Origin of the sequence: Salibacter sp. (assembly GCF_031581065.1) — a bacterium.
Classification (GTDB): domain Bacteria; phylum Bacteroidota; class Bacteroidia; order Flavobacteriales_G; family Salibacteraceae; genus Salibacter.
The window spans coordinates 1-25,811 of the sequence record NZ_JAVLBN010000004.1; the positions used below are offsets into that span (position 1 = coordinate 1).

Genomic DNA, 25,811 nt, shown 5'->3' on the forward strand with positions numbered 1-25,811 from the left:
ACGAATATCACCCCATGTAATAATTTACCGGTATTTACAGCAGATCCAATTCCGTATTATTGTGCAGGTTCACCGGTTAATTTTAACCCGGGAGTAGTTGAACCGGATGGTGATTCATTAGATTTCTATTTTGGAATGCCTTTAACAAATGCAAATCAACCTATTGTCTATACGGGTGGATATAGTAACACAAACCCATTCCCTGTTCCTGTGACTATAAATAATCAAACAGGGCAAATATCTTTCAATCCTACAGCAGCAATGACATCTTTTCCAAATCCTTTTTGGGTATTGAAGTTCTGTGTGGATGAATACCGCAATGGGGTGTTGATTGGGACTACTTGTAGGGATATTCAATTTAGTATTTTACCGGCAGCTAACTGTGGTAATACACCGCCTTATATGTTAGACCCGGGAATTCAAAACTTTAGTGGGTCAGGGACACAGGTTGATTCCAACTCGATTCAGGCGTGTTACGGTCAATCTTTCTCGTTTGATATCCAATTTGCTGATTCATTATTACCGACTCAGTTGTTTGGTGATTCAGTAGAATTAACGACAAATGCTTTATCCGTTTTTCCAAACCTAACTATTACCACAAGTACAAATGCACCCGTAGGTGATACTGCTACAATGCACTTTTCTGGAACAGTTCCTGTAGGAGCACCTCCTTTCAATGTATTTACAATATTTGCTTCAGATAATGCCTGTCCGTTATCGGGTATTGCGAGTGTGCAATTTGATATAACGGCTATACCATCAACGAATGTCGGGCCAGATGATACTTTATGTGGTTTCCTTGACACACTATTCCTCAATCCAATTGGAGGAGACACTTTCACGTGGGAGGTTTTATCAGGAGATTCTATGATCATGGGACAAAACTTTAGTGATACTACGGGTACTGATGGTAGTAACGTGTGGGTTAAGCCAACTAATCAAACAACCTATAAGGTTACTTCAAATTTGCCGGGCTCGTGTCAAAATATGGATACGATCACGGTAAGTGTTAGGCAAATTGATCTTGGTCCTGATACAATGTTGTGTCGCGGAGACACTCTAACACTTGGCGCAACAGGTACCGTTCCATGTGGTTCCGGAACACCCGTTTACAGTTGGTCTCCTACAACTGGGCTTGATAACCCGTCATCGCCCAATCCGGTTCTGACCGTGGGAAGTTCACAACAAACCACCACTTACCAGTTGGTTTACGATGATGGTTGTGGCTGTCAAACTGTCGATAGTATGACTGTTGAAGTAAGTGATGTTGAAGTGCAAAATTTATCGTGGAATAATCCTAACTGTGTTGATTCAACAGCCTCAATCACTTTAACAGAGCAAGGTGGCTTTCCACCCTATCAATATAGCCTTGACTCATTGACGGGTTACCAGGCAAGTAATCAATTTAATAATTTGCCTATCGGCTATTACGCGGGTTATGTCCAGGATTCACTCGGTTGTATTTCTCCCGCAGCTTACGATACAATTATTGATCCCGGAGTTGTATTAGACAGTGCCATTTTAAGTGATGTGACCTGTTTTGGTGCCCAAAATGGTGAAATAGATATTTATGCTTCTAATGGTGCTACTCCATATACTTACAGTATTGATAGTGGAATGACTTTTCAGGGGAGTCAATTATTCTCAGGTCTTGATCCTGATACTTTTGATATTGTGATTGAGGATGCAAATAGTTGTCGCACACTATCACAAGAAGCAATAATCGAGACAAACGGTGAATTATTTGTAGATTCTATTATTACCGAAAACTTAAATTGTTTTGAAGATTACACAGGCTCAATTGATGTGTATGCTCATGGAGGCACTCCTCCACTTGAGTACAGTATAGATAATGGAAATACCTGGGCTCCGTTTGGAACTTTTGATTCCTTGCTAGCAGATAATTATGTTGTAATTGTTCGTGATTCATTCCAGTGTGAAACGGCACCACAGGTTATCAACCTTACTCAACCGAGTAAAATTGATATCAACCTTACAGTTGAGAACGATACATGCTTTCAAGCTTGTGGCGGTCAGGCTTCAGCTACCGTAAGTGGTGGTGTTATGCCATATGCTTTTGATTGGAATGGCTATGGTTCTAATAGTTCTACTTCATGGAACTTGTGTTCTGGCCCGGCCTATGTACTTGAGGTAACTGATAACAATAATTGTGTTGCTGATACTACATTTACGATCTCTGAGCCTGATGAACTGGTTATCGATTCAATAGCCGAAAGAGATCTCGAATGTAATGGAAACAATAACGGTCAGATCCAAATCTACGCAAGAGGTGGGCGAGTGCCTTATTACTATAGCATTGACGGAGGACAAAGCTTCCAGTCGAGCAATAACTTTACAGGCTTAACAGCGGGAACCTATGATGTTGTGGTTCGAGACTCTGCTTACAGATGTCAGGTACTCGGTGAAGCGAGCCTGATAGAACCTTCTCCGGTTGAAGTAAGCGTTCCATTCAATGAAAAAACTATATGTGCCAGCAACTGTATCAATTTATCAGCATTTGCTAGTGGAGGTACAGGAAGTCAGTACAGCTACGTATGGACAGGAGCTAGCAGTAATGGTCAGGTAGTGACTGTTTGCCCCGGCCAGGATACAAGCTATGCTGTTTACGCTGAAGATGAAAACGGTTGCGCATCAAATGTTGAAGTCTTTGAAATTTCAATCAGGGATTCACTCGAAGTGGAACTTGAAGATGAAGTCAATATTTGCCCTGGTGAAGAAACCTTCATTAGCGCAATAGGGAGTGGCGGATCAGGTAGCGGATATCGTTACACATGGTCTCCGATAACTGGACTCAGTGGGGGTGTTGGACAAAGTGTTACCGCCTCACCACAAACTTCAACAACCTATACGGTTGAGCTCACTGATGATTGTGGCTCACCTTCAGTAACTGATACCATTAGGGTTAATGTTAATCCTCTTCCTCAAGTTGATTGGTCTGCTCGTGATACGCTAGAAGGTTGCGCACCCTATACCAACTTTTTGACAAATCAAACACAAAATGCACAGTCAATAAGCTGGGAAATAGGGGATGAAATTACAGCTTCTGGCTTTACAGCTGAGATCATTGACTTGCCAGCAGGTCAGTACGATGTAACGATGCAAGTAACAACAACCGATGGTTGTGTTGATTCTAAAACAATCAACAATTACTTCAATGTTATTCAGAACCCAATTGCCGAGTTTAGCATGACTCCAAACCCAACAACAATCTTTAATACGATGATCCAATTCCAGGATCAATCGACTGATGATGCTGTTGAATGGGACTGGGATTTTGCAAGCCTTGGTAGTTCACAGGAACAAAGCCCTGTATTCCAGATGCCGGTTGAAGGCGACTCTGGTACATACCCGATTACTTTAACAGTGATGAATGCTGAAGGATGTACTGATGAAGTTACTAATACCTTGAGAGTTGGTGCAGAGTTCAACCTCTACGTTCCCAACTCATTTACGCCAAATGGAGATGGTCTCAATGATATCTTCAAAGCCGAAGCCATAGGAGTAAATCCTGATCGCTTTAGCATGATCATCTTCAATCGTTGGGGAGAAGTAGTCTTCCAGAGCAATACGCTGGATATTGGCTGGAGAGGAACAGTGAATGGCGGAAATCCGGCACCAGCGGGAAGCTATGTTTGGAAAATAACAGCAAACGATGCTACCGATGAACGCGATTTCAAAGAACAAACAGGATATATTAACCTGATACGATAGATCGGCATAGATATTGATAATTGAAAACCCTCTTCTTAATTGGAGAGGGTTTTTTTAATGTACTAAAACAACAATTATGAAAAAGCTAAATTTACTTTTACTCGCAGGTGGTCTGTTATTCAGCAGCTTAAATTTTGGTCAGAACTCACTCAACATCAAAAAAACAGATTCAGACACAGCTGATGATGGAGTTGTAAGCTTCTTCTCAAAAGGGAGGAACAGAGTTTTTGAAGGAATTGAATTTGGTTTTACCTGGGCGAGTTACACTGAAAATGAACTCGACACTGATGTGCCAGATGCCATTAAAGGGTTTGAGATTGACCCTGCTTCTTCAATCAACTGGTCAATCAATCCATTTGAAATGGATGTTAGAATCTTTAAAGAGTATGTGAAATTTTCAACCGGACTGGGATACACTGTAAAGAACTTCACCCTCAAAAACAACTACTTTGTTACAAAGCAAAATGATTCGGTAATGGCTTTTGAACAACAGAGTCAGGATTACGCTAAAAACAGGTTCAGAACCGGTTATTTGACAGTTCCACTCATGCTGCATTTCAACACAAATGAAGACCCGGCAAAAGCCTTTAGATTAGGTGTTGGGGTGTTAGGCGGTATGCGTCTCTTCCAAACATATCGTGTCAAGTACTTTGATGATGGACAAAAAGTGAAGACTAATTACAACCGAAACTGGAATACAAATCAGTTCACTGCTGATTTGAGAGGGTTAATAGGGTATGGCCCAATTAATCTGTTTGCAACTTATTCAGCAGTTCCGCTTTTTGAAAGTGGTAAAGGACCTGAAATGTATCCTATAACCTTTGGAATTAGCTTCGTCAATTCTTTCAAAGATTAATGGTTGCCCCGTTTTTCCTTTAACTGACGGTTTTCTTATTTTTGACCTTCCAAAATTAAAATGGCATGGCAGGACACAGTAAGTGGGCAAACATAAAACACCGAAAAGGAGCACAGGATAAAAAACGCGCAAAAATCTTTACACGGCTTATCAAAGAGATTACGGTAGCGGTTAAAGAAAGCGGACCTGACGAAGAAAGCAACCCGCGTTTGAGATTGGCAGTTCAAAATGCCAAGGGCCAAAACATGCCCAAGGATACTATTGAGCGAGCTATCAAAAAAGCGAGTGGAGCTGATGGTGAAAATTACACTGAGGTTCACTTTGAAGGCTATGCTCCAAACGGCATTGCAGTTGTTGTAGAAACCACTACTGATAATAACAACAGGACCGTTTCTAATGTGCGATCTATCTTCAATAAGCATGGAGGTTCTCTGGGAACTAAAGGCTCCCTTGAGTTCATCTTTGACCGAAAAGGTGTGTTTGAAATCAAACGCGAAAAAATTGAAGGCAAAGACTTAGAAGAATTGGAAATGGAACTCATTGATGCCGGACTCGAGGAAATGGATAAATCTGATGATGAAATAATCACACTCTACACCTCTTTCGATGACTTCGGGAATATGAACAGTAAGCTGGAAGAGTTGAACATTGAAGTAAAGAGTGCTGAAGTTCAGCGTATACCTAACAATACTGAAACTCTGGATGTGGAGAAAGCCAAAAAGGTTCTGAACGTTATCGAGAAATTTGAAGATGATGATGATGTGAATACGGTGTATCACAACCTCGAATTAACTGATGAACTCCAGCAAGCTCTGGAAGAAGAGTAAGAGAAAAGTTATAAAATAACATGAAAGGAGAAGCTGCTCGGTTTCTCCTTTTTTAGTTTTTGACGTTACAAATCTGGATAAATCCAATTCTAATCGGGTTAACTGATCTTACTTTTCTATTTTTACACCGCATTATAGACTAGATGTATGGATAAAAAGATAGAGGAACTCAAGAATAAAATCGAAGAAGCCCAAAAAGGCGGAGGCGAAAAACGAATAGAAAAGCAACACGAAAAAGGTAAACTAACTGCCCGTGAAAGGATTCACTTCCTTTTGGATGAAGATTCTTTTGAAGAAATGGGCATGTTGGTGACTCACCGCTCAACTAACTTTGGTCTCGATAAACAAAAGTTTTTGGGTGATGGCGTTGTTACCGGTTACGGGACAATTAACGGTAGGCTCGTTTACGTCTTTTCACAGGATTTTACCGTTCTGGGAGGTTCACTTGCTGAAGCACATGCCGAAAAAATTGTGAAGATCATGGATCTCGCGATGAAAAACGGAGCACCGTTGATCGGGCTAAATGACTCAGGAGGCGCCAGAATCCAGGAAGGTGTAGTGTCGCTTGGTGGTTACGCTGATATCTTCTATCGCAATACAAGAGCATCTGGCGTTATTCCACAATTGTCAGCAATTATGGGGCCTTGTGCCGGTGGTGCCGTTTATTCTCCGGCTCTCACCGATTTCATCTTCATGGTGGAAAACACCTCTTACATGTTCGTAACCGGGCCAAATGTTGTAAAAACAGTTACGCACGAAGAAGTGACATCAGAAGAACTTGGTGGAGCCAGTGCACACGGAACCAAGAGTGGTGTAACACAATTCACGGCCGCTAATGAAATTGAATCGATCAATCAAATAAAGGAATTATTCTCATTTATCCCGCAAAACTGCGAGGAAGAGCCTCCATCATTACCTTATGAACCGGGCGATGAAGTTCGTAAAGAATTAAATGATATAGTTCCTGACAGTGCAAATCAGCCGTATGATATTCGCGAAGTGATCAATGGCACTGTTGACTCAGATTCATTCATGGAGGTTCATAAAGATTTCGCTGAAAACATTGTAGTTGGTTTTGCCCGTTTAGCAGGAAAAACGATCGGGATTGTAGCGAATCAGCCGGCTGTACTGGCAGGCGTGCTAGATATCAATTCATCACGTAAAGGAGCACGTTTTGTGCGTTTCTGTGACTCGTTTAACATTCCGCTTTTAACATTTGAAGATGTACCGGGCTTTCTTCCGGGAACTGACCAGGAATGGAATGCGATTATAACCAACGGAGCTAAACTGCTCTATGCGTTCAGTGAAGCAACTGTACCACGTGTGACAGTTATTACGCGTAAAGCCTACGGTGGAGCTTATGACGTGATGAACTCCAAGCATATTGGTGCTGATATGAACTACGCATGGCCATCGGCTGAAATTGCAGTGATGGGATCTAAAGGAGCAGCAGAAATCATTTTCAGGAATGAGATCAAAAATGCTGACGATCCTGAAGCAAAACTCAAAGAGAAAGATGAAGAATATGCTGAGATGTTCGCTAATCCATACAATGCAGCAGCTCGTGGTTATATTGATGAAGTGATCGTCCCTGAAAAAACACGTGAAAAACTCATCAAAGCATTTAAAATGTTGGAAAACAAGGTGGATAATCTACCAAAGAAAAAGCACGGAAACATTCCACTATAAAACAAGTGGTTCAATAACTCACACAAATGTTTATCTTTCGCCTGAACTATGCTGTTTAAGTATCAAAATATAGCAGTACTGTTTTGGGCGCTTGTGCCAGTTTTAATTTTCGGTCAGAACCGAAGCCAGCTTACGGAGCAACTCCGGCAGGCTAACTCCGGTTCTGACCGAATTGCTATTCTCACAAAAATTGGTCAACTCCATTACGAAAAGGGAAATACTGATAGCGTCTATCATTACGCTGAGTTGATCAGTAAAGCTGATCAGGGGCTTGAAGCTTTTGCCAATTCACAATACCTCAGGGCTTACGGCAAGGTTTTGGAAAATAAAAAGGAAGAGGCTTTCTTCCTATTGGATAAGGTGGAGAAGCGAACAAAGGGCCAAAACGACAGTCTCTGGGCCCAAACTTTTTACAAGAAAGCCTATTTCTACTACCATTTCAACGATTTTATTTCTGTCTCTAAACAATTGAGATTGAGCATGAGAATGGCCGATTCACTCGATCTCGTTGGCCAACAAATTGCTTCACAAATCCTAAAGTCAAATACTCAGTTGAAAGTTGGTGAACTCAAAGATGCACTTGAAACAGCTAAAGAAGCCAGGAAGCTCAACAGTATTACAAATGATAAATCTACAGAAGCAACAATTGATAAACTGCTGGGCAACTGCTTTTTTCATTTAGGTAAATATGAAGAGTCACTCCAGGCCTATTTTAGATCTGCACGGTATTACGAAAACCAAAACTACATGCTCCAAGCTGCTGATATTTACGGAAATATCGGCTCTATTTACCAGAGCTTGAAAAAACTCGATCAGGCAGAGTCCTACACGCTAAAAGCCAAAAAGATTTACGGTGAAAATGGATACAATACCAAAGTAGCCAATAGCTATGTCAACCTGGGTACCATGTTTACCAAAACGGAGCCGGAAAGAGCTTTGGATTATTTCGAAAATGCTAAAAAGGTATTTGAGAAAAACGCAGATTCAGCAGGGCTGGCAAAGGCACTTAACAATATAGCAAACGTTTATTATTACGAGACAAAGTACAAAAAAGCGCTCGAGTTTTTCAATAAGTCGCTCGCAATAAATAAGTCTCTCAACGATCAAAAAGAAGTATCCAGGTTACAAACAAATCTCGGTTATACTTACATGATGTTGAACAACAAAGCTCAGTCTAATGAGTACTTTGTAGCTGGTCTTTCAACAGCTCGTAAAATTGATGGGCTGGCCGAGATAACAGCATCTATGGAAGGCCTGTCAGACATGCATGCTCACTTCAATGAATTTGAGAAAGCACTTGAATACAAAGATCGTTATATCGCTTTCAAAGATTCAATGCTCAATGCGCGCATGACCGAGAAAATTGCCGAGTTGAGAACACGTTATGAAACGGAGCAAAAAGAGCGGGAAATCAAATCACTGAACAGGGAAAAAGAAATTGATCAACTCAAGTTGTCAAGACAGGAAATGGAACTCGAGCAAAGTAGAAATCAAATCATCTACCTGATCATTTTCATTTTGTTGAGCTTCTTTGTGTTGTACGGAGCCTACAAAAGGGTGTCAATGAAGCGTGAACGAGAGTTCCAAAAGGCAATCATCAGTGAACAGGAAGAAGGTCTTAAAGCTCTTATAAGTGCTCTCGAATCTGAGCGTAAACGTATTTCCCGAGACCTGCACGATGGAGTTGCCCAAACACTTACGGGGCTCAAAATGTCATTTGAGCGATTCTACGATTCACTCCACTTTCAAAATCAAACCCAGCGAAAGCGCTTCTTGCAATCCATTGAATACCTCAATGAAGCCTGTGATGAAGTGAGAACCATTTCGCATGAAATGATGCCCAAAGGACTTCAGCAATTCGGGTTGATATCAGGCTTACAGGATATCCTCAGCAACATGTTCAATAACTCAAACATGAGTTACACGTTTGACTTTTACGGCATGAAAAGCCAGGATAGACTCCCTGAAATGGTTGAACTAAGCGCTTATCGAATTGTTCAGGAATTGCTCAACAACATAGTAAAGCATTCGGGAGCCAATAAAATTGACATCAACCTTTACCGAAATGAAAAGGACCTGGTCATAACAATTGAAGATGATGGTAAAGGTTTCTTGCCCGATATCGAAAAAGATTCCCAAAAAGGCAAAGGATTGTTGAACATCCGTAGCAGGGCGAACACACTCAATGGAGACATCGGTTTTGAGCCGGGCGCAACTAAAGGAACAATTGCTACTTTAACATTACCTTTGAAAGGTGATGCAAACGATCAGAACCATACTGGCTGACGACCACGAACTCGTGGCTGAGGGAATTAAGAGTCTTCTCGATGGAGTTCCGCATATCGAAGTTCTCGCTGAAGCGAGAAATGGAAAAGAACTCCTCCGGTATGCTGATGTACTCTTGCCAGATGTAGCGCTGGTGGATCTGAACATGCCCGTAATGGACGGTTTTGAAACAATCAAAATTCTCAAAAAGGAATACCCCTCAATCAAAACAATAGCCATCACCATGTTTGCTGAAAAAGCAGTGTCAGAACGCGTTATGCAGTTGGGGGCAAGCGGTTATGTGCTCAAGAATAGCCCGGTTGAAGATTTAGTTGAGGCCATTGAAAAAGTGAATTGCGGAGGTACTTACTGTTCTGAAATTAAAACCGGTAAGCGGTCATCTTTGGTGAAAGAACAATTGACAAAAAGAGAAATCCAAATCATTGCCCTCATTGCGGAGGGAAATACGAATAGGGAAATTGCTGAAGCGCTCAATATCAGTCACCGGACTGTGGACACGCACAGAACGAATATTATGCGAAAACTCAACATTCACAATTCAGCGGCTTTGGTCAGAACCGCATTGAAAGAGGGCATTATAACACGCGATTAACATTTTTAAAGACTGAAAACGATCTAAATAACTTAAATTTGGATGAGTGATTAAGCATCTCCGAATAAACCAGTACGTTTATAAATCAAATTGATAAAGACACAAACAACATTATTATGAAAAAGAAACTATTCATATTTCCGCTTTTAATTGCTGCTTTCTTTGCCTTCGCCCCAAAAAAGGGAGTTGAAATAGGTGAAACAGCAGAAGGTCTCCATCATAAAGTAACAGAGCTCGATGGTGATGAAAAAATGCTTCGTGAATACTTAAAGCCACAGGGCTTACTCGTTGTTTTTTCGTGTAATACGTGTCCGTTTGTTGAAGCCTGGGAAGATCGTTACAACGAAATTCATGAAATGGCTAAAAACGAAGAAATAGGTATGGTACTCATTAATTCAAATGAAGCATTTAGAGGCGATGAAGATTCACCGGAGAACATGAAAGCTCACGCTCTGGAAGAAGGCTACACAATGCCTTACGTAATCGATAAAGATCACAAAATTGCCGATGCATTTGGAGCCAAAACAACTCCGCATGTATTCTTGCTTAACCGAAACCTCAAGCTCGTTTACAAAGGAGCGATTGATGATAATTATGAAAATAAAGATGAAGTGAAAAAGCAATACCTGAAAGATGCAATCACAGCGATGGCTTCAGGAAAAGAAATTTCACCTCAAACATCAAAAGCACTCGGTTGTAGCATTAAACGAGTGAAGAAATAGAAGGATTGAATTATTCAGGGGGTGTATCAATACCGAAAAATCTATCATTTTTCGGTATTAAAAGGCTATTCGTTAAAAGTTAAATAGCTGATTTAGGAAGTTATATTACAATAAACTGAATTTTGAATTTTAAAACGCCTTTTGATACACCCCCTTTTAATCCCAAAAACACCGTTTCTTTGCCCTCTCATCAATTTAGAATATGAACGTACTCGTAATAGGATCTGGCGGAAGAGAACACACGCTTGGCTGGGCAGTAAAGAAAAGCCCAAAAGTTGAAAACGTTTTTTTTGCACCCGGTAATGCCGGTACAATGGAAATCGGGAAAAACCTCGATGTTGCACCAACAGACTTTGAAGGTCTCAAAAAGGCTGTTTTAGATAACAATGTTGAAATGATTGTTGTAGGGCCTGAGGCGCCTCTTGTTGAAGGGGTTGTCGACTTTTTTAAGGCAGATGAAAAGCTGAAAGATGTCGCTATAATCGGACCTGGAAAAGAAGGAGCACAGCTCGAAGGATCAAAAGATTTTTCAAAGGAATTCATGCAGCGAAATCAAATTCCTACAGCTCGCTACAAAACGGTTACAAAGAACTCGATTGATGAAGGCAAAAACTTTTTGAGTTCGCTCAATCCTCCGTTCGTTTTGAAAGCTGACGGACTAGCAGCCGGCAAAGGGGTTCTGATCGTGAAAGAACTGGAAGAAGCGTGCGAGCAGTTAGAAAACATGCTCAACGGGAAATTTGGCGAAGCATCTGAAAAAGTCGTGATCGAAGAGTTTTTAGACGGAATTGAACTTTCGGTATTTGTCCTCAGCGATGGAAAAGACTTTGTCCTGTTACCTGAAGCAAAAGACTACAAACGAATAGGTGAGGGCGATACAGGCCTCAACACTGGCGGAATGGGAGCTGTTTCACCCGTTCCTTTTGCCGATGAGCAATTTCTCGAAAAAGTGAAAAACCGCATCATCATTCCAACTATTGATGGTTTGCGGATTGAAGGGATCGACTACAAAGGTTTTATCTTCATCGGGTTGATGAATGTTGGCGGAGATCCTTATGTCGTGGAGTACAATGCCAGGATGGGTGATCCTGAAACGGAAGTTGTGTTACCGCGAATAAAATCAGATATAGTTGAACTTTTTGAAGCAGTTAACGGTCAGAACCTACGTGAAATGACCTGCGAGATTGATGACAAAGCCGCAGTTTCTGTGGTGCTTGTTTCAGGTGGATATCCTGAGAAATACGAGAAGGGTAAAGTTATCAGTGGGTTAGATGAAAGTGGCGATGAGCTGATTTTCCATGCCGGAACAAAACGCGATGGCGAGAACGTTGTTACGGCCGGAGGTCGAGTACTCGCTGTTACAGCTCTTGAAAAAACAAGAGAAAAAGCCCTTGAAAAGGCAATGATGATAGCTGCTAAAATCAACTTCGATAAAAAGTACTACCGAACTGATATCGGAAAAGATATTCTCTAAAACAAAAAAGGCTGATTCACCGAATCAGCCTTTTAATATTATCTTGATGGAACGATTTTACATCAACGTTCCGTTTTCTTTAGCTTCTTTGTTGTACTTCTGTTGCATAACAACCCAGCCGGTAAGCACAATTGCGATTAATACAATGAAAAACCAGTTTACGTAGTTGTTCCCGGCTTTGAGGAGTTCAAAAGTAAGTGTTACAAAATCACCTATCGCATATATTAATTCGTTCCAGGTCATAGCTTAAAAATTTCGTCCTTTTGTGGCAAAAATAGCCAAAAAAATAGCAATTCCATTTTTGTGGTAAATGTTTTTTGCGGTTCTGACCAATGAACAGCGCTATTTCTAAAAGTCTGCTTTTCTTTGTAGTCATGACAGCCAATTTTTTCAAGACAAGTCAGCCCGCGACATTTTTTCTGGCGCCACTCATTGTAGTGATTACCAGGCTTGCCTTTTTTGGCGATGTTCATTTTGATCACAACCACTGGTATTCAACTCCGCTTTTTCAAAAGGTATTTACCTGGGTGTTATTTGCTCCATGGTTTGAGTGGTTGTTGGCTACTGTAATTGTGATTATTCAGGGGTTTTTATTCAATGCGATTATCAATTCTCGCGGATTACTAGAACGAGTGAGTAGTTCGCCTTTGATCGCTTACATGATCATGGCTTCGTTTTTTGCTGAGCAGTTATTTCTTTCTCCGGCTTTGATCGCTAACTTCTTTTTGCTTTTTGCTATGAAGAAAGTTTTGGAGATTCCTCAGCAAACAAATACCAGAGGCAAAGCCTTTGATGCGGCATTTTACGTGGGAATTGGCTCACTCTTTTATGCTCCTGCAGTTTGTGCCATTGTTATGGTGATTGCCGGACTCGCATATTTTAAATCGTTCGTTTGGCGTGATCATTTTGTGACATTGATAGGAGCCGCAACACCCTGGTTGTTTTATTATGCGATCATTTACATTACTGGTGCAGATTGGGAGTCACCTTTTAAAATAAGCGATTCAGTTATTCATGATATCAGCCTTTTTCAGGGGGCTACAGTTATTTTGGCTGTTGAGTTGTTTTTGGTTTTAATGATCGTTCTCCCTTCTTTTTTCAAAAGCATTCGATTGAATATTGTGAGAGTTCGTAAAAGTTACCTTTTATTGCTTTGGTGGATGATTCTTGTGTTGTTGAGCTGGTACATTTTTAATGTGCAAACGCACCAACAACTCCACTTAATGGTAGCGCCATTGGCTATTATGATTGCGAATTACTTTTATTACGCGAGGATAGCCTGGATGCGCGAATCGCTTTTCTATATACTCATAGCTCTTGCTTTATTCAATACCTGGTTTGTGAATTGATTTGATATATTTGAAAATTACCATTTCAAATATTCACCATGTACTTATTCAGATTAATTTCTTTCTTAGGCTTTTTGTCCGTTGTTAACTCATCTAATTCTCAGTCAATTCAACAAGCTCGAGACCTCACAGTGGGGTCAAAATCAATTGAATTTGATGTGCATTGTGTTGAGGCAAGTGACGGATCAATGTATTGTTTGACTACCTCCGGTACAAATACAGCACAGGATAATGGGCTAAAGACTGATACGGCTTATGGCGGATCAGATTATTGGCTCTACAAGTTAGATGAAAACGGTAGCTTTTTGTGGGATCGCACCTTTGGAGGTGATGAAATTGATCGAGCAAAAGATATTGTAATTCACGGCAATCATCTTTTCCTTTTAGGAGATAGCGAATCAAGCGTTTCAGGTAATAAAACATCAATAAATAAAGGCGATGATGATTATTGGGTAGTAAAAACTGACTTACAGGGAAACAAGTTATGGGACGTGTCTATTGGTGCTGATACTCTTGAGTATTTGTCTAAAGGATTAATAACAAATGATAACCAATTGCTACTTTGTGGGCACTCACTTTCTTCTATATCTGGTGATAAAACAGAGCCACTCAGAGGAGCTGTTGATGCTTGGCTGGTGAAATTGAATATTAATAATGGAACAATTCAATGGAATAAAACTTTAGGTGGAACGGGTTATGACCGGGCAAAATCTATATCCCAGGGTTCATCTGGGAATTATTATACAGCATGTATTTCCGATTCTCCACAAGGCTTAGGTAAAACAGCCCAAAGTTATGGGGCTTCAGACTTTTGGTTATTAAAACTCGATTCGAATGGAAATAGAATTGGGGATTACTCTTATGGGGGCAGTGATTTTGAGACAGAAATTAGAATGACTCGAAATGGAAAGAAAACTTACCTGGTTGGTTATTCAAGATCGACATTTTCAGGAAACAAAACTGTTTCAATAGTGGGTAGTGGCGATTACTGGCTGCTACAGTTAGATGAAGATTTTGAAATTGACTGGCAAATTTCTCTTGGCGGTGATCAAAATGGAGAAGACTTTAACAGCGAGATTATAGCTTCAGGAGATAATGATATTTATGTTGTTGGCTCTTCCAATGCTTTACCTGGTACAGGCAATATTGGTAGTAACCCGGAATACGGGGATATGGATTATGTAGTTTTCAACCTCGATACTCTTGGCAATATTGACTGGACCTTTAGGACAGGAGGAAGCGTGAATGATTTTGCTTCAGAGGCTGTACTACTGGATAACAATCAACTCTTTATTGCTGGTCGATCAACTTCAGGAGCTTCAGGTATGAAGTCTGAACCGGCCTATGGTCAATCAGTTGATAACTGGCTTGTTTGGCTTGATATTCCGTTGTTCATCAATGAAAGGGCTGGTTTATCTGAAAATAAAGTTTCTGTTTTTCCAAATCCTTCAAGTGATTTCGTGAAGTTTAAGTTGAATAATGAAACCAATTTTAGAAGTTGGGAAATTCTATCGCTATCTGGAAGAATCATCAAAACAGGAAAAGTCAAAAGCGGGTACAATTCAATTAACCTTACCAATATTTCGCGGGGAACATATTTTCTCAATCTAAAAACGGAAAATGGTGTTCTGACCAAAAAGCTTGTTAAACTTTAAGATAATTAATCATTGTTGTCCAATCAACTTAAGATTAGGAAAGGTTAGAATGAAGCAACATCAGTTTGTTTTAGTTGCCTTAATCATTGTGATTTAAAAAAACTTGACACGTAAAAATCACTTTGCTATATTGGCTCAAGAATAGGAACTTTCTCGGGTGAAGCAATATCAAACCAAAATGTTGAACAATAAAATGAATTAGTTATGAGATATATATTAGCAATAATAGCACTTCTCGCTTTTAGCATGAAGTCAAATGGACAGGCAAAACTATATGACAATATTAACTCCCAGGCAGATGTAGATAGTGTAGCAAATGGAATAGCATTAGATTATTATGATATTTACAGAATATATTTGGAAAATGACACAACCCTTCCATTAAACGAACAGATCCATGATATTTCTGCTTTAGGGCAAAATGGAGATACCTTGTACTTATATATGTTTGACACAAGGGTTAACAGTATTACAAGCGTTGCTCAATCATGTGAAATAAGAGGTTTTGCATCAGTTAATAACCCATTACTGACTGATGTTAGCCCAATTATTAATTCTTCTGTATATCGATTTATCCTCGAAAAAACACCTGTTTCTGGAGATCTTGTGTTTAATACTGATTATAAACACATTGACTTTGAAGTAACCAATTGTGATGAAATCAACTCCATTGAAGTGAATGCACCAAATCTTGTTGATCCTTCAAGTCCTGGCTTAAATAATCAAATTATTATTCAGGATAACGATAGCTTGAATAATATTAATCTTAGCTCAACTGATAATGAATGGATAGTGCTCTTAAACATTAAAAATAATAGAAAGTTAGACTCAGTTTATTTGGATTTAAACTTTGCTTTTGGTGGCATTGAAAATAATAATGAACTAGGAGGCTTTATTTTTAATGAGAACTTAAGTGTTATTAATATTGAATCGCCAGAAGATATTGGAGTTTCGGCTATTGCAATTAAATACAATTATGCTTTAGAAGACTTTTGTGATATCAAGCCTCCTATTATGAGAATGCTACAGTCTTTTTCAGGAACAACGACTGACTCTACAGAGTTCTATCAAATCACACAAAATGCACAAGGAATTAACACACTTGAAGAACTTATAAATTACGATTGTATTTCAACAGGCTTTGAAGAATTGAGAAAAAATGAGGTGGTTGTCTATCCAAACCCCGCAAATGATCGAGTGTTCATTAAAGGAATTAATAACGCAACTCCTTATGAGTTTTACTCGCTAACTGGAGAGGTTGTTAAAACAGGAACTCTTCAGGCAAATGGAGTAATTGATGTGAATCAATTTTCATCAGGCGTTTACTTGCTCAAAATAGGTGAACAAACTGAGAAAGTGATCGTGCAATAAACAGGTTCAATAATTGAATAAAGCCCTCGATAGCGTTTTGTTGTCGGGGGTTTTTTTAGTTTAAGACAGAAGCGCAAATATGACTGCAATCGTATTTTATGATATAACGAAGCAACCCTCTTCCTAACAATTTGTTAATCCATTAACCTGTAGTAATCGAGCACAGTTTTCTGTAGTTTTAAACAAAAATTAAGTTTATGCCCAGGAAAAAGAAACAGCGCAAGATTTACGTTTTTGACACTTCCGTAATTCTGTACGATCACAACGCCATTAAAAACTTTGAAGATAACGATGTAGCCCTTCCCATTACGGTTTTAGAGGAGCTCGACAACTTTAAAAAGGGAAGTGATACCCGTAATTATGAAGCTCGTGAGTTTATCAGGATTATCGATAAATTGTCTGAGAAGAACTCATTACAAAAGTGGAACCCGATCAACGGGAAGTCGAAAGGGAAATTTAAAGTTGTGATGAATGGGCAATCGCCAACGAACAAAACCGACTCGATTTTTGGCACGAACAAGAACGATCACAAGATCCTGAATGCGGCTCTGACCATGGCACAGGAAGAGCCTGACGCAAGGGTAACGCTCGTCACAAAAGACATCAACCTCAGGCTAAAAGCAAAGTCTCTCGACCTCAATGCTGAGGATTACGAAACGGGTAAGGTAAAGGATTTGCAAAATCTTTACACCGGAAAAACGCAGGTTGATGATGTTGAACAGGAATTGATTGATGCCCTGTTTCAGGAAGGAAAGGTGCCGGCTGAGGATTTTGAGAAAATCACTTTTCACCCCAATCACTACTACATTTTAAAAGGCAAAAGAAGTTCGGTTTTGGCTTATTACAATCCGGTTCTCAAGCAAATGGAGCGAGTTGAAAAACGCTCTTGCTATGGGGTGAGTCCGCGAAATGCTGAGCAAACCTTTTCTATTCACGCCATGCTGAATGAAAATGTGAAACTCGTTACGTTACAAGGTGTAGCCGGAACTGGAAAAACGTTGTTGTCGCTCGCTTCATCGATTGAGCAGCGAAAAGAATTCAAGCAAATTTACCTCGCCAGACCAATTGTACCGCTGAGCAATAAAGACATCGGTTATTTACCGGGCGATGTAAAATCGAAGATCAATCCCTACATGGAGCCGCTTTGGGACAACCTCAAGTTCATCAAAAACCAATGGCCTGAGACAGATCGTCATTACAAGCGTATTGAAGACATGGTCAACAAAGAAAAGATTTTGGTGACTCCGCTCGCTTACATCAGGGGACGTAGTTTGTCAAATGTGATTTTCATCGTTGATGAAGCTCAGAACCTCACTCCGCACGAGGTGAAATCGATTATCACACGAGCCGGAGAAAACACGAAAATGATTTTTTCGGGCGATATTTACCAGATCGATACGCCTTACCTGGATGAGCAATCAAATGGATTATCATACCTTATCGACAAGCTCAAAGGGCACGAGTTGTTTTCACACATTACACTGGAAAAAGGAGAACGGTCAGATCTCGCCAACCTGGCAAACGAGATGCTTTAATCTTTGTAGCCGAGAGTGGTTCTGACTAAACTCACGATTGGACTAAAAATGGCCCACGACAAAATGAATGTAGCGATGAGCTGAAAGGAGATTTGAACGATACTCCAGTAAGAGTTGTAAGCGAAATCCATGATTTGAATAGCGATGGGAATGAAAATAAATGTAATGACGCTCCCAGCATCGTCAAGTGCTTTTGGAAACATATCAAAGCGAACGATGATGCCCATCATTATTCCGAGTATATTGTAGGGAATAGCAACTCGCAAACCCCAATAAAAACCCGGAAATTTTTCGCGTTCTAACCAGGGCATTACTCTTCTTCTTTAGGTTGTTCGTTTCCAAATGCGTTCCAGCCTTGAGCAGTGAGTTCAACAACGGCATCACCTTTTGCAACCATACGGTAGCCGGCACCTTTATCAGCAATATGGCCGATTGGGTGCAACTCGACATGACCTTTGATTTTTTCGTAATCCTCAGGCTTTATTGTAAATAACAATTCGTAATCCTCGCCACCGTTTAGTGCGGCTGTTGTTGGGTTGAGGTTGAACTTTTCGGCTGCATCAATCGTGTTGTGATCGAGCGGAATACGTTCTTCATAGATCTGGCAGCCCACATCACTTTGCTTGCAAATATGAATCAGGTCAGATGCGAGTCCGTCACTCACATCGATCATTGCCGATGGCTTAATTTTTAGCTCAGCCAACATATCAATCACATCTTTTCGCGCTTCAGGCTTGAGTTGACGCTCGAGTATGTAATCGTTTCCTGATAAATCGGGCTGAGCCTGAGGGTTTTCCTTGAAAACAGCTTTTTCGCGCTCCAGAACCTGAAGCCCCATGTAAGCAGCCCCCAGATCTCCGCTCACGCAAACAATATCGTTTTCCTCAGCGCCATTTCGGTAAGCGATATCTTTTTCATTGGCAACCCCTATGGCTGTAACACTTATCATGAGTCCGGCCATTGAAGAAGTTGTATCGCCACCAACCAAATCAACATTGTATTGATCGCAAGCCAGCAACATACCCTGGTAAATTTCTTCCACGGCCTCAACGGTAAACCGGCTCGAAATAGCCATTGAAACCGTCACCTGAGAAGGTATAGCGTTCATCGCGTAAATATCTGAAAGGTTCACCACAATACTCTTGTAGCCGAGGTGCTTGAGCGGAGTAAAGGTCATGTCAAAATGCACGCCTTCACACAGCAAATCCGTTGACACAACTGTTTTTCCTTTGGTCAGATCCAGAACAGCCGCATCATCGCCAACACCTTTTAGCGTTGAAGACCTTCTGATTTTGATGTTTTTAGTCAAATGTTCGATGAGACCAAACTCACCAAAAGCACTCAAATTTGTGGTTTCCTTATTTTCAAACATGCAAGTGAAATTTGATACAAAATTAGCGGAATTTGATGAGGTAGGAAGAAAACGGAATATCGCTAATTTTGCAGGCCAATGAAACGAGTTGTCACGTTACTGTTAATCGGGTTTTTAAGTTTTTCGGTCAGAGCTCAAATTATCGAGTTTGATGCCCTTGCCATAGCCAGCGATTCTGTAATCGATACAGCACGACTATCGGGATCGGTTTCATTGAGCTTTGATGTCAATAAACAGGACGAGCTGGTTTATTATATCAAAACTGGCGGGAACCTGGCTTACGAAAAGAAGAAACACTTTTGGGTTCTGACCGCTAACAACCAGGCAACACTGGAAGGAGATGACCAGGTTCTGAATACGGGTTCTTCAAACTTTCGCTACCTGTGGAACTTTCGTTCAAAACTGTTCCCTGAAGCACTCGTCCAGTATCAATGGGATGTAACGCGTGGATTGAGAGAGCGCTACCTTGCGGGAGGTAATTTACAATCGACATTCATCAACAAAAAGAGCCATCAGTTTTCGGTTTCGCTGGGAGCTTTTTATGAAAACGAGTTTTGGGGTTGGACAGCCGTTCCTGATGATCGCAAACCAACAGAAAATCCGGCACCCGTAAGTGTGAATTTCGTCAAAGCTAACCTATTGGTAAAATACTCCTACATCTTAAAAAACAAGAGCACGTTCTCTCTTCGTTTGTTTGTTCAGGCGAGGCCAGATAGCTACATCAAATACCCCCGAATTGCGCCAAACGCCACAATCAACTTCAGACTTGTCAAAAATCTTTTTATCAGCACATCATTTAGCGGGATTTACGATTTCAGGCCAATTGTGCCCATCGACAAGTTTTACTACCAGTGGGAAAACGCGCTGATTTATTCTTTTTAGAGATTCGTTGTCACATTAGACAAAGGGAGGCTTTTTTCAGGAACACATTCTTAATAAGCTTGCAATACAATTCTTTTTTGGTTAACTCTGTATTATGAGTTTTTATTGGTTAATAACCTTAATCAAAAACTAATCGTCAAATAACACACTATGAAAAGCTATTTACTCACAATATTCTCTTTCATCATCACGGCAGGTCTGTTTTCACAACAAACTCACTTCCCGGACTCTAATGCTATTTGGAGTGTTTGGCAAACAAAATACAAAGTGGAGGGAGACTCAACCTACAATGGCAAAACGTATCAAAAATATTTCTCTGCCCAGGACAGCTCTATCGATGCCAACACTGAATGGAGTTATGTAGGCATGGTTCGAGAAGACACAAATGCTCAAAAAGTATATGCTATTCATCCTGATAGCACCCAGGAACACCTTCTTTACGATTTTGATGTAAGTGTGGGTGATACAGTAGCTGTTTATCAATTAATTTTTTTGACACAAAAGGTTGAAGTAGTTATTGAATCAGTTGATACCTTGATGATTAACAATATTGTTCATAAAAGAGTAAAAACTGAAAGTGACTTCCCTTATGATGAGTATTGGTTAGAAGGTATTGGCAGCACTTATGGAGTTTTGTCTCCGGGGTCATCAAACTTTCCGGTCTGGGACGTTTCATATCCACAGCTTTTGTGTTTTGAGAGAGAAGGAATAAGGTTATTTGAAAAGCAATCCTTTGAAAACTGCTATGCGAAAGATCCTAATGTAAGTGTTGATGAAATTCGGAATGATGTATCAGTAAAAGTCTTTCCAAACCCAACCTCAAATCAACTGAGAATTCAGAGCGACTTAAAAATATCATCTTTCAAAGTTCTAAGTGTTACAGGACAAGTGTTAAAAGCGGGAATGCTTTCTGACCAGGTAATTTCTGTAAATGCACTCAATGCAGGTGTTTATTTTTTAGAGATCACTACACAAGAAGGTGAAAAAGGTGTAGAGCGATTTGTTGTAGAATAAAAATAGCTAGTGATAAACTATGTTGTTTCAACAATCAAAATGATAATCGTTATCAGATTGATGAGTAGCGAATAAAAACTGATGCTTTTCAGGTTCATCTTTCTCCATATCCATAGAGTGGCGGACAAGACAGGAGCTAAGAAGATAAGTAGCATCATTACTACCCAAAGCATTTCAAAAATCACATCAGCAATTGTGAATTCAAATAGCGAGGGCCATAAAAAGGCAAGCCCCCAATAAATCAGCAACAAGACGCTCATAATAAGACCAAACGTCTCTACTTTCCTCATCATATTGTGGCTTGTGCTATCCATATTGCCAGAGATTTAAAGTGGAATAAAGGTATAAAAACACCCTGTGTTGTTATTCGAAGTCTGAACGTCACCAGCAGAGCGAGATTCAACAAAAAACCTCGAAATTCCACCAAGATTAATGACACCCCATTCCATTTAAAACATTTTCTTTTTGGTGCAATACCAATAATTAGGTAATTTTGCGATCAGAAACCTCTTAATTTAGAATTAATCTAAATTAAATTAAACAACAAGATTGATAAAACGTTAATTCGGAGCGATGATAAAAGTATCAAATACAGCAAAAGATGAAGTGCTCCGGCTAATGGATGCTCAGGAAGTTAAAGGTCAGGCATTTATTAGGGTTGGAGTTAAAGGTGGCGGCTGTTCAGGCCTCACCTATGTCATGGACTTTGACACTGAAATGAAAGACGGTGACAAAGTTTTTGAAGATCAGGGGATCAAGATAGTAGTTGACAAAAAAAGCTACCTCTACCTGATCGGAACCACTTTGGAATATTCAGGTGGCTTAAACGGACAGGGGTTCACATTTGTGAATCCGAACGCTAACAGAACATGTGGTTGTGGCGAGAGTTTTTCAATTTAAAAGAGAAGAGTGAATTATGGCGTATACAGAAACAGAATTAGCTGAAGAACTAGAGAATTCGAAATACAAATACGGGTTTACCTCCAAGTTCGACACAGATAGAGTTGAGAAAGGACTGAATGAAGATATCATTCGTCAAATTTCATTCAAAAAGAACGAACCGGAGTGGTTACTCGAGTTTCGTTTAGAAGCATACCGAAACTGGAAAAAAATGAAAGAGCCTAAATGGGCTCATGTGAAATACGAGAAGCCGAAGTTTGACGACATCACATACTTTGCAGCTCCACAGCCAAAGAAACAACTCGATAGTCTCGATGATGTTGATCCGGAGTTGAAAGAGATGTACGATAAACTGGGCATCTCAATCGAGGAGCAAAAGAAGTTAGCAGGTGTTGCGATGGATGTCGTTGTAGATTCGGTTTCAGTTCAAACAACATTCAAAGATAAGCTCGAAGAAAAAGGAATTATCTTCTGCTCATTTAGTGAGGCTGTTCAAAATTATCCTGACCTCGTGAAAAAGTACATGGGTAAGGTTGTTCCACCAAACGACAACTTCTACGCAGCGCTAAACTCAGCTGTGTTTACCGATGGTTCTTTCTGCTACATTCCAAAAGGCGTTAAATGCCCGATGGAACTCTCAACCTATTTCCGCATTAACGAAGCGGGAACAGGTCAATTTGAGAGAACACTCATTGTAGCAGAAGACAACTCTTATGTGAGTTACCTCGAAGGTTGTACAGCACCGATGCGCGATGAAAACCAACTTCACGCAGCAGTTGTGGAAATCATCGCGATGGATGATGCAGAAGTGAAATACTCAACGGTACAAAACTGGTACCCGGGTGATAAAGAAGGAAAAGGTGGTGTTTACAATTTCGTTACCAAGCGCGGACTCTGCGATGGACGCAATTCTAAAATCTCCTGGACACAGGTTGAAACCGGCTCTGCCGTAACATGGAAATACCCATCCTGTATTCTCAAAGGCGACAACTCTGAAGGTGAGTTTTACTCTGTTGCAGTGACGAATAACTATCAGAACGCAGACACGGGAACCAAGATGGTTCACCTCGGGAAAAACACGAAGTCGCTCATTATTTCGAAGGGAATCTCAGCTGGGTTTTCTGAAAACAGTTACCGCGGACTCGTACAAATCAACAAAAACGCGAAAAACGCGAGAAACTTCTCGCAATGTGATTCGCTGTTGATCGGAGATAAGTGTGGTGCTCACACATTCCCATACATCGAAACGAAAAACAACTCTTCAAAAGTTGAACACGAGGCTACAACTTCAAAAATTGGAGAAGATCAAATTTTCTACTGCCAACAACGCGGAATGGATGAAGAGCAAGCTGTTAGCCTGATTGTAAACGGTTACGCAAAAGAGGTTCTGAACAAGCTCCCGATGGAATTTGCAGTAGAAGCCAAAAAACTACTCGAAATCACCTTAGAAGGATCAGTAGGTTAATTTTTAAAGCACAAAAGAGAAAATCACGATATGTTATCAATAAAGAATTTAAAAGCCAGCATTGAGGACACAGAAATTTTGAAAGGTCTTGACCTCGAAGTTAAGCCGGGAGAGATTCACGCAGTCATGGGACCAAACGGTTCCGGAAAATCAACGCTCGCATCAGTGTTAGCAGGAAGAGAAGAATACGAAGTCACTGAAGGCGATGTGAAATTCAACGGCAAAGACCTTCTCGATCTCGAGCCCAACGAAAGAGCAGGTGAAGGACTTTTCCTCGCATTTCAGTATCCGGTTGAAATCCCCGGTGTAAGCAACATGAACTTCCTCAAGCAGGCGATCAACAGCATTCGCGAATACAAAGGCGAAGATGCTATAGCGGCTAAGGAGTTTTTAAAGAAAGTGAAGGAAAAGCAGGATCTCGTTGGTTTGAGCGGCCGATTGGCAAATCGTTCAGTGAATGAAGGATTCTCAGGAGGTGAGAAGAAGCGCAATGAGATTTTCCAAATGGCGATGCTCGACCCTAAACTCGCTATTTTGGACGAGACTGATTCAGGACTCGATATCGATGCGCTCAAAACAGTTGCCGATGGCGTGAATCAGCTCCGCACAAAGGACAATGCATTCATCGTTATTACGCACTATCAGCGCTTGCTCGACTACATCGTGCCTGATGTTGTTCACGTACTCAGCGATGGAAAAATTGTGAAGTCAGGACCTAAAGAACTGGCTCTTGAGCTGGAAGAAAAAGGGTACGACTGGTTGAAAGAAGACAAAGGTGTAAACGCGTAATTGAGCATTATGAGTACAACATCAAAGAAAGATAAATTTATTGCCAACTTCATGAAAAACCCTGTTGCCGATGCAATCGGGCAGCAGCAAACAGTTCGTGAAGAGGCTTTTCAGGCACTCCGCGAGTTGGAGTTTCCAACACTCAAAGATGAGGCCTGGAAATACACACGAGTAGCCGGAATTCTCAACAAAGAGTTTGAGGTGAAGGAAGTGGAAAATCCGGCTCTGAGCGAAAACTACCTCATTCCAGATTTAAAAGTAAACAGGTTGGTTTTCATCAACGGAAAGTTTCAGTCAGAGCTCAGCGAAGTTATCGACTCTGACCTCGACATTAAAACCACAGCGCAGGCCAGGTTTGAAAATCACGATGCCGTTGGCGGTTACCTCGGTTCGTTGACCAATCACAAAAACGAAATTTTTACGGCTCTGAACACAGCATTCAACCAAACAGGTGCTTTCGTTCAAATCCAAAAGAATAAAAAGCCACAGTTTCCGGTTCACATCATCGATGTTACCGAAGGTGAAGGCGTTACTTACCAACCGCGAAATCTATTCGTTCTAGAAGAAGGAGCCGAGCTCGATATCATTCACACAATTGAAGGAGATAACGGGCAGAGCTTTACGAATCTCGTGAATGAGTTTGTGGTTAAAGAAAACGCCAAAGCATCTTATTATCAGGTGCAGCGAAACGGTGAAAAAAACAATCACATTCAAACAACGCAGGTTTACCAGGCTAAAAATAGCCGATTCAAAACCGGGACTTACACATTTGGAGGGAAGCTCGTTCGCAACAATGTCAACATCGCAGTTGATGGTGAGAATTGCGAAACAATTCTCAATGGAGCATTCTTGCTAAACGGCAAGCAACACGTTGACAATCATACATTCGTTGACCATCTCCAGCCACATTGCGAGAGTCACGAGAATTACAAAGGAATTATTGGCGGTAAAGCCACAGGCGTTTTTAACGGGAAGGTTTTGGTTAGACCCGACTCGCAAAAGATCAATGCTTTTCAGTCGAACCAAAATATTTTGTTGACTGAGCAGGCTGAGATCAACTCAAAACCCGAACTCGAGATTTATGCCGATGACGTGAAATGTTCACACGGCTCCACAACCGGCCAAATGGACGAGGAAGCCTTATTTTATTTGATGTCTCGCGGCATGACAAAAGGCGATGCAATGGGACTCATGATTCAGGCCTTTGCAGCCGAGTCGATTGATATTGTAGAAATTGAGCCGCTTAAACAATGGATTGAGTCATTGGTTGAAGAACGTTGTAAAGAAATACAGGATTAGAT

General features: G+C 40.6%; 22 protein-coding genes. 18 read left to right on the plus strand and 4 right to left on the minus strand.

Translation table 11 applies throughout. The annotated features are described in order from the left end of the window. The 8 genes from RI557_RS01730 to purD form a co-directional block, all read left to right on the plus strand. A partial coding sequence (locus RI557_RS01730) for a gliding motility-associated C-terminal domain-containing protein (RefSeq protein WP_310681670.1) occupies positions 1-3,732 on the plus strand: 3,732 nt, incomplete at its 5' end. Between the two features lie 76 nt (positions 3,733-3,808). After that, positions 3,809-4,588: an outer membrane beta-barrel protein gene (locus RI557_RS01735; protein ID WP_310668825.1), complete on the plus strand. Its 780-nt coding sequence runs from the start codon at positions 3,809-3,811 to the stop codon at positions 4,586-4,588. Between the two features lie 65 nt (positions 4,589-4,653). Continuing rightward, positions 4,654-5,415, plus strand: coding sequence for a YebC/PmpR family DNA-binding transcriptional regulator (locus tag RI557_RS01740; protein ID WP_310668824.1), 762 nt, complete (start codon positions 4,654-4,656; stop codon positions 5,413-5,415). 147 nt (positions 5,416-5,562) lie between these two features. Next, complete coding sequence (locus RI557_RS01745; protein WP_310668823.1) at positions 5,563-7,104, plus strand: acyl-CoA carboxylase subunit beta; 1,542 nt, start codon at positions 5,563-5,565, stop codon at positions 7,102-7,104. 48 nt (positions 7,105-7,152) lie between these two features. Continuing rightward, on the plus strand, positions 7,153-9,390 hold the full coding sequence (locus tag RI557_RS01750) for a sensor histidine kinase (RefSeq protein ID WP_310681672.1): 2,238 nt from the start codon (positions 7,153-7,155) through the stop codon (positions 9,388-9,390). Beyond that, entirely contained in the window at positions 9,362-9,982 is a 621-nt protein-coding gene (locus tag RI557_RS01755) for a response regulator transcription factor (RefSeq protein ID WP_310681674.1), read from the plus strand. The genes RI557_RS01750 and RI557_RS01755 overlap by 29 nt, the downstream gene beginning before the upstream one ends. A gap of 116 nt (positions 9,983-10,098) precedes the next feature. Beyond that, a complete protein-coding gene (locus tag RI557_RS01760; protein WP_310668820.1) occupies positions 10,099-10,704 on the plus strand; it encodes a thioredoxin family protein in 606 nt (201 codons plus the stop codon). Positions 10,705-10,906: 202 nt separating this feature from the next. Next, the gene (purD, locus tag RI557_RS01765; RefSeq protein WP_310681676.1) at positions 10,907-12,178 is read left to right on the plus strand and encodes a phosphoribosylamine--glycine ligase; all 1,272 of its coding nucleotides are present in this window, start codon (positions 10,907-10,909) and stop codon (positions 12,176-12,178) included. A gap of 57 nt (positions 12,179-12,235) precedes the next feature. On the opposite strand, the gene RI557_RS01770 is transcribed toward purD, so the two are convergent. Further along, on the minus strand, positions 12,236-12,421 hold the full coding sequence (locus RI557_RS01770) for a hypothetical protein (protein WP_310668818.1): 186 nt from the start codon (positions 12,419-12,421) through the stop codon (positions 12,236-12,238). A gap of 89 nt (positions 12,422-12,510) precedes the next feature. Here RI557_RS01770 and RI557_RS01775 point away from each other — a divergent pair, with 89 nt between their 5' ends. The 4 genes from RI557_RS01775 (at position 12,511) to RI557_RS01790 (ending at position 18,088) form a co-directional block, all read left to right on the plus strand. Beyond that, positions 12,511-13,527, plus strand: coding sequence for a DUF6427 family protein (locus RI557_RS01775; protein WP_310681678.1), 1,017 nt, complete (start codon positions 12,511-12,513; stop codon positions 13,525-13,527). A gap of 38 nt (positions 13,528-13,565) precedes the next feature. Further along, the gene (locus RI557_RS01780) at positions 13,566-15,182 is read left to right on the plus strand and encodes a T9SS type A sorting domain-containing protein (RefSeq protein WP_310668816.1); all 1,617 of its coding nucleotides are present in this window, start codon (positions 13,566-13,568) and stop codon (positions 15,180-15,182) included. Positions 15,183-15,386: 204 nt separating this feature from the next. After that, positions 15,387-16,553: a T9SS type A sorting domain-containing protein gene (locus RI557_RS01785; protein ID WP_310681685.1), complete on the plus strand. Its 1,167-nt coding sequence runs from the start codon at positions 15,387-15,389 to the stop codon at positions 16,551-16,553. 197 nt (positions 16,554-16,750) lie between these two features. Next, positions 16,751-18,088 carry a PhoH family protein gene (locus tag RI557_RS01790; protein ID WP_310666910.1) on the plus strand — a complete coding sequence of 446 codons (1,338 nt, stop codon included), beginning with the start codon at positions 16,751-16,753 and terminating at the stop codon, positions 18,086-18,088. On the opposite strand, the gene RI557_RS01795 is transcribed toward RI557_RS01790, so the two are convergent. After that, on the minus strand, positions 18,085-18,399 hold the full coding sequence (locus RI557_RS01795) for a hypothetical protein (RefSeq protein ID WP_310666911.1): 315 nt from the start codon (positions 18,397-18,399) through the stop codon (positions 18,085-18,087). The two genes, RI557_RS01790 and RI557_RS01795, sit on opposite strands and share 4 nt — an antisense overlap. Next, positions 18,399-19,460, minus strand: coding sequence for a thiamine-phosphate kinase (gene thiL, locus RI557_RS01800; RefSeq protein WP_310681687.1), 1,062 nt, complete (start codon positions 19,458-19,460; stop codon positions 18,399-18,401). Before thiL ends, RI557_RS01795 begins: the two co-directional genes overlap by 1 nt. 78 nt (positions 19,461-19,538) lie before the next feature. Between thiL and RI557_RS01805 the strand changes: the two genes are divergently transcribed. Next, positions 19,539-20,342: a DUF481 domain-containing protein gene (locus tag RI557_RS01805; RefSeq protein ID WP_310666913.1), complete on the plus strand. Its 804-nt coding sequence runs from the start codon at positions 19,539-19,541 to the stop codon at positions 20,340-20,342. A gap of 150 nt (positions 20,343-20,492) precedes the next feature. Then, positions 20,493-21,356, plus strand: a complete 864-nt coding sequence (locus tag RI557_RS01810; RefSeq protein ID WP_310681689.1) for a T9SS type A sorting domain-containing protein — start codon at positions 20,493-20,495, stop codon at positions 21,354-21,356. A 17-nt stretch (positions 21,357-21,373) separates the two neighbouring features. Here the strand turns inward: RI557_RS01810 and RI557_RS01815 are convergent, their stop codons facing one another. Next, positions 21,374-21,670, minus strand: coding sequence for a hypothetical protein (locus RI557_RS01815; RefSeq protein ID WP_310681691.1), 297 nt, complete (start codon positions 21,668-21,670; stop codon positions 21,374-21,376). A gap of 259 nt (positions 21,671-21,929) precedes the next feature. Between RI557_RS01815 and RI557_RS01820 the strand changes: the two genes are divergently transcribed. From RI557_RS01820 to sufD, 4 genes are read left to right on the plus strand one after another with little or no spacing between them, the layout of a single operon-like run. Further along, a complete protein-coding gene (locus RI557_RS01820; protein ID WP_310666916.1) occupies positions 21,930-22,256 on the plus strand; it encodes an iron-sulfur cluster assembly accessory protein in 327 nt (108 codons plus the stop codon). Positions 22,257-22,272: 16 nt separating this feature from the next. After that, positions 22,273-23,721 carry a Fe-S cluster assembly protein SufB gene (sufB, locus tag RI557_RS01825; protein WP_310681693.1) on the plus strand — a complete coding sequence of 483 codons (1,449 nt, stop codon included), beginning with the start codon at positions 22,273-22,275 and terminating at the stop codon, positions 23,719-23,721. Positions 23,722-23,751: 30 nt separating this feature from the next. Next, a complete protein-coding gene (sufC, locus tag RI557_RS01830) occupies positions 23,752-24,510 on the plus strand; it encodes a Fe-S cluster assembly ATPase SufC (RefSeq protein WP_310681695.1) in 759 nt (252 codons plus the stop codon). Positions 24,511-24,519: 9 nt separating this feature from the next. After that, on the plus strand, positions 24,520-25,809 hold the full coding sequence (gene sufD, locus RI557_RS01835) for a Fe-S cluster assembly protein SufD (protein ID WP_310666919.1): 1,290 nt from the start codon (positions 24,520-24,522) through the stop codon (positions 25,807-25,809). The last annotated feature ends 2 nt before the right edge of the window (positions 25,810-25,811 follow it).

What these genes read in the sequence shown, in the direction of transcription:
- RI557_RS01735 (WP_310668825.1), top strand. Translation starts at nt 3,809, where the DNA reads ATGAAAAAGCTAAATTTACTTTTACTCGCAGGTGGTCTGTTATTCAGC.
- RI557_RS01740 (WP_310668824.1), top strand. Translation starts at nt 4,654, where the DNA reads ATGGCAGGACACAGTAAGTGGGCAAACATAAAACACCGAAAAGGAGCA.
- RI557_RS01745 (WP_310668823.1), top strand. Translation starts at nt 5,563, where the DNA reads ATGGATAAAAAGATAGAGGAACTCAAGAATAAAATCGAAGAAGCCCAA.
- RI557_RS01750 (WP_310681672.1), top strand. Translation starts at nt 7,153, where the DNA reads ATGCTGTTTAAGTATCAAAATATAGCAGTACTGTTTTGGGCGCTTGTG.
- RI557_RS01755 (WP_310681674.1), top strand. Translation starts at nt 9,362, where the DNA reads ATGCAAACGATCAGAACCATACTGGCTGACGACCACGAACTCGTGGCT.
- RI557_RS01760 (WP_310668820.1), top strand. Translation starts at nt 10,099, where the DNA reads ATGAAAAAGAAACTATTCATATTTCCGCTTTTAATTGCTGCTTTCTTT.
- purD (WP_310681676.1), top strand. Translation starts at nt 10,907, where the DNA reads ATGAACGTACTCGTAATAGGATCTGGCGGAAGAGAACACACGCTTGGC.
- RI557_RS01770 (WP_310668818.1), bottom strand. Translation starts at nt 12,421, where the DNA reads ATGACCTGGAACGAATTAATATATGCGATAGGTGATTTTGTAACACTT.
- RI557_RS01775 (WP_310681678.1), top strand. Translation starts at nt 12,511, where the DNA reads ATGAACAGCGCTATTTCTAAAAGTCTGCTTTTCTTTGTAGTCATGACA.
- RI557_RS01780 (WP_310668816.1), top strand. Translation starts at nt 13,566, where the DNA reads ATGTACTTATTCAGATTAATTTCTTTCTTAGGCTTTTTGTCCGTTGTT.
- RI557_RS01785 (WP_310681685.1), top strand. Translation starts at nt 15,387, where the DNA reads ATGAGATATATATTAGCAATAATAGCACTTCTCGCTTTTAGCATGAAG.
- RI557_RS01790 (WP_310666910.1), top strand. Translation starts at nt 16,751, where the DNA reads ATGCCCAGGAAAAAGAAACAGCGCAAGATTTACGTTTTTGACACTTCC.
- RI557_RS01795 (WP_310666911.1), bottom strand. Translation starts at nt 18,399, where the DNA reads ATGCCCTGGTTAGAACGCGAAAAATTTCCGGGTTTTTATTGGGGTTTG.
- thiL (WP_310681687.1), bottom strand. Translation starts at nt 19,460, where the DNA reads ATGTTTGAAAATAAGGAAACCACAAATTTGAGTGCTTTTGGTGAGTTT.
- RI557_RS01805 (WP_310666913.1), top strand. Translation starts at nt 19,539, where the DNA reads ATGAAACGAGTTGTCACGTTACTGTTAATCGGGTTTTTAAGTTTTTCG.
- RI557_RS01810 (WP_310681689.1), top strand. Translation starts at nt 20,493, where the DNA reads ATGAAAAGCTATTTACTCACAATATTCTCTTTCATCATCACGGCAGGT.
- RI557_RS01815 (WP_310681691.1), bottom strand. Translation starts at nt 21,670, where the DNA reads ATGGATAGCACAAGCCACAATATGATGAGGAAAGTAGAGACGTTTGGT.
- RI557_RS01820 (WP_310666916.1), top strand. Translation starts at nt 21,930, where the DNA reads ATGATAAAAGTATCAAATACAGCAAAAGATGAAGTGCTCCGGCTAATG.
- sufB (WP_310681693.1), top strand. Translation starts at nt 22,273, where the DNA reads ATGGCGTATACAGAAACAGAATTAGCTGAAGAACTAGAGAATTCGAAA.
- sufC (WP_310681695.1), top strand. Translation starts at nt 23,752, where the DNA reads ATGTTATCAATAAAGAATTTAAAAGCCAGCATTGAGGACACAGAAATT.
- sufD (WP_310666919.1), top strand. Translation starts at nt 24,520, where the DNA reads ATGAGTACAACATCAAAGAAAGATAAATTTATTGCCAACTTCATGAAA.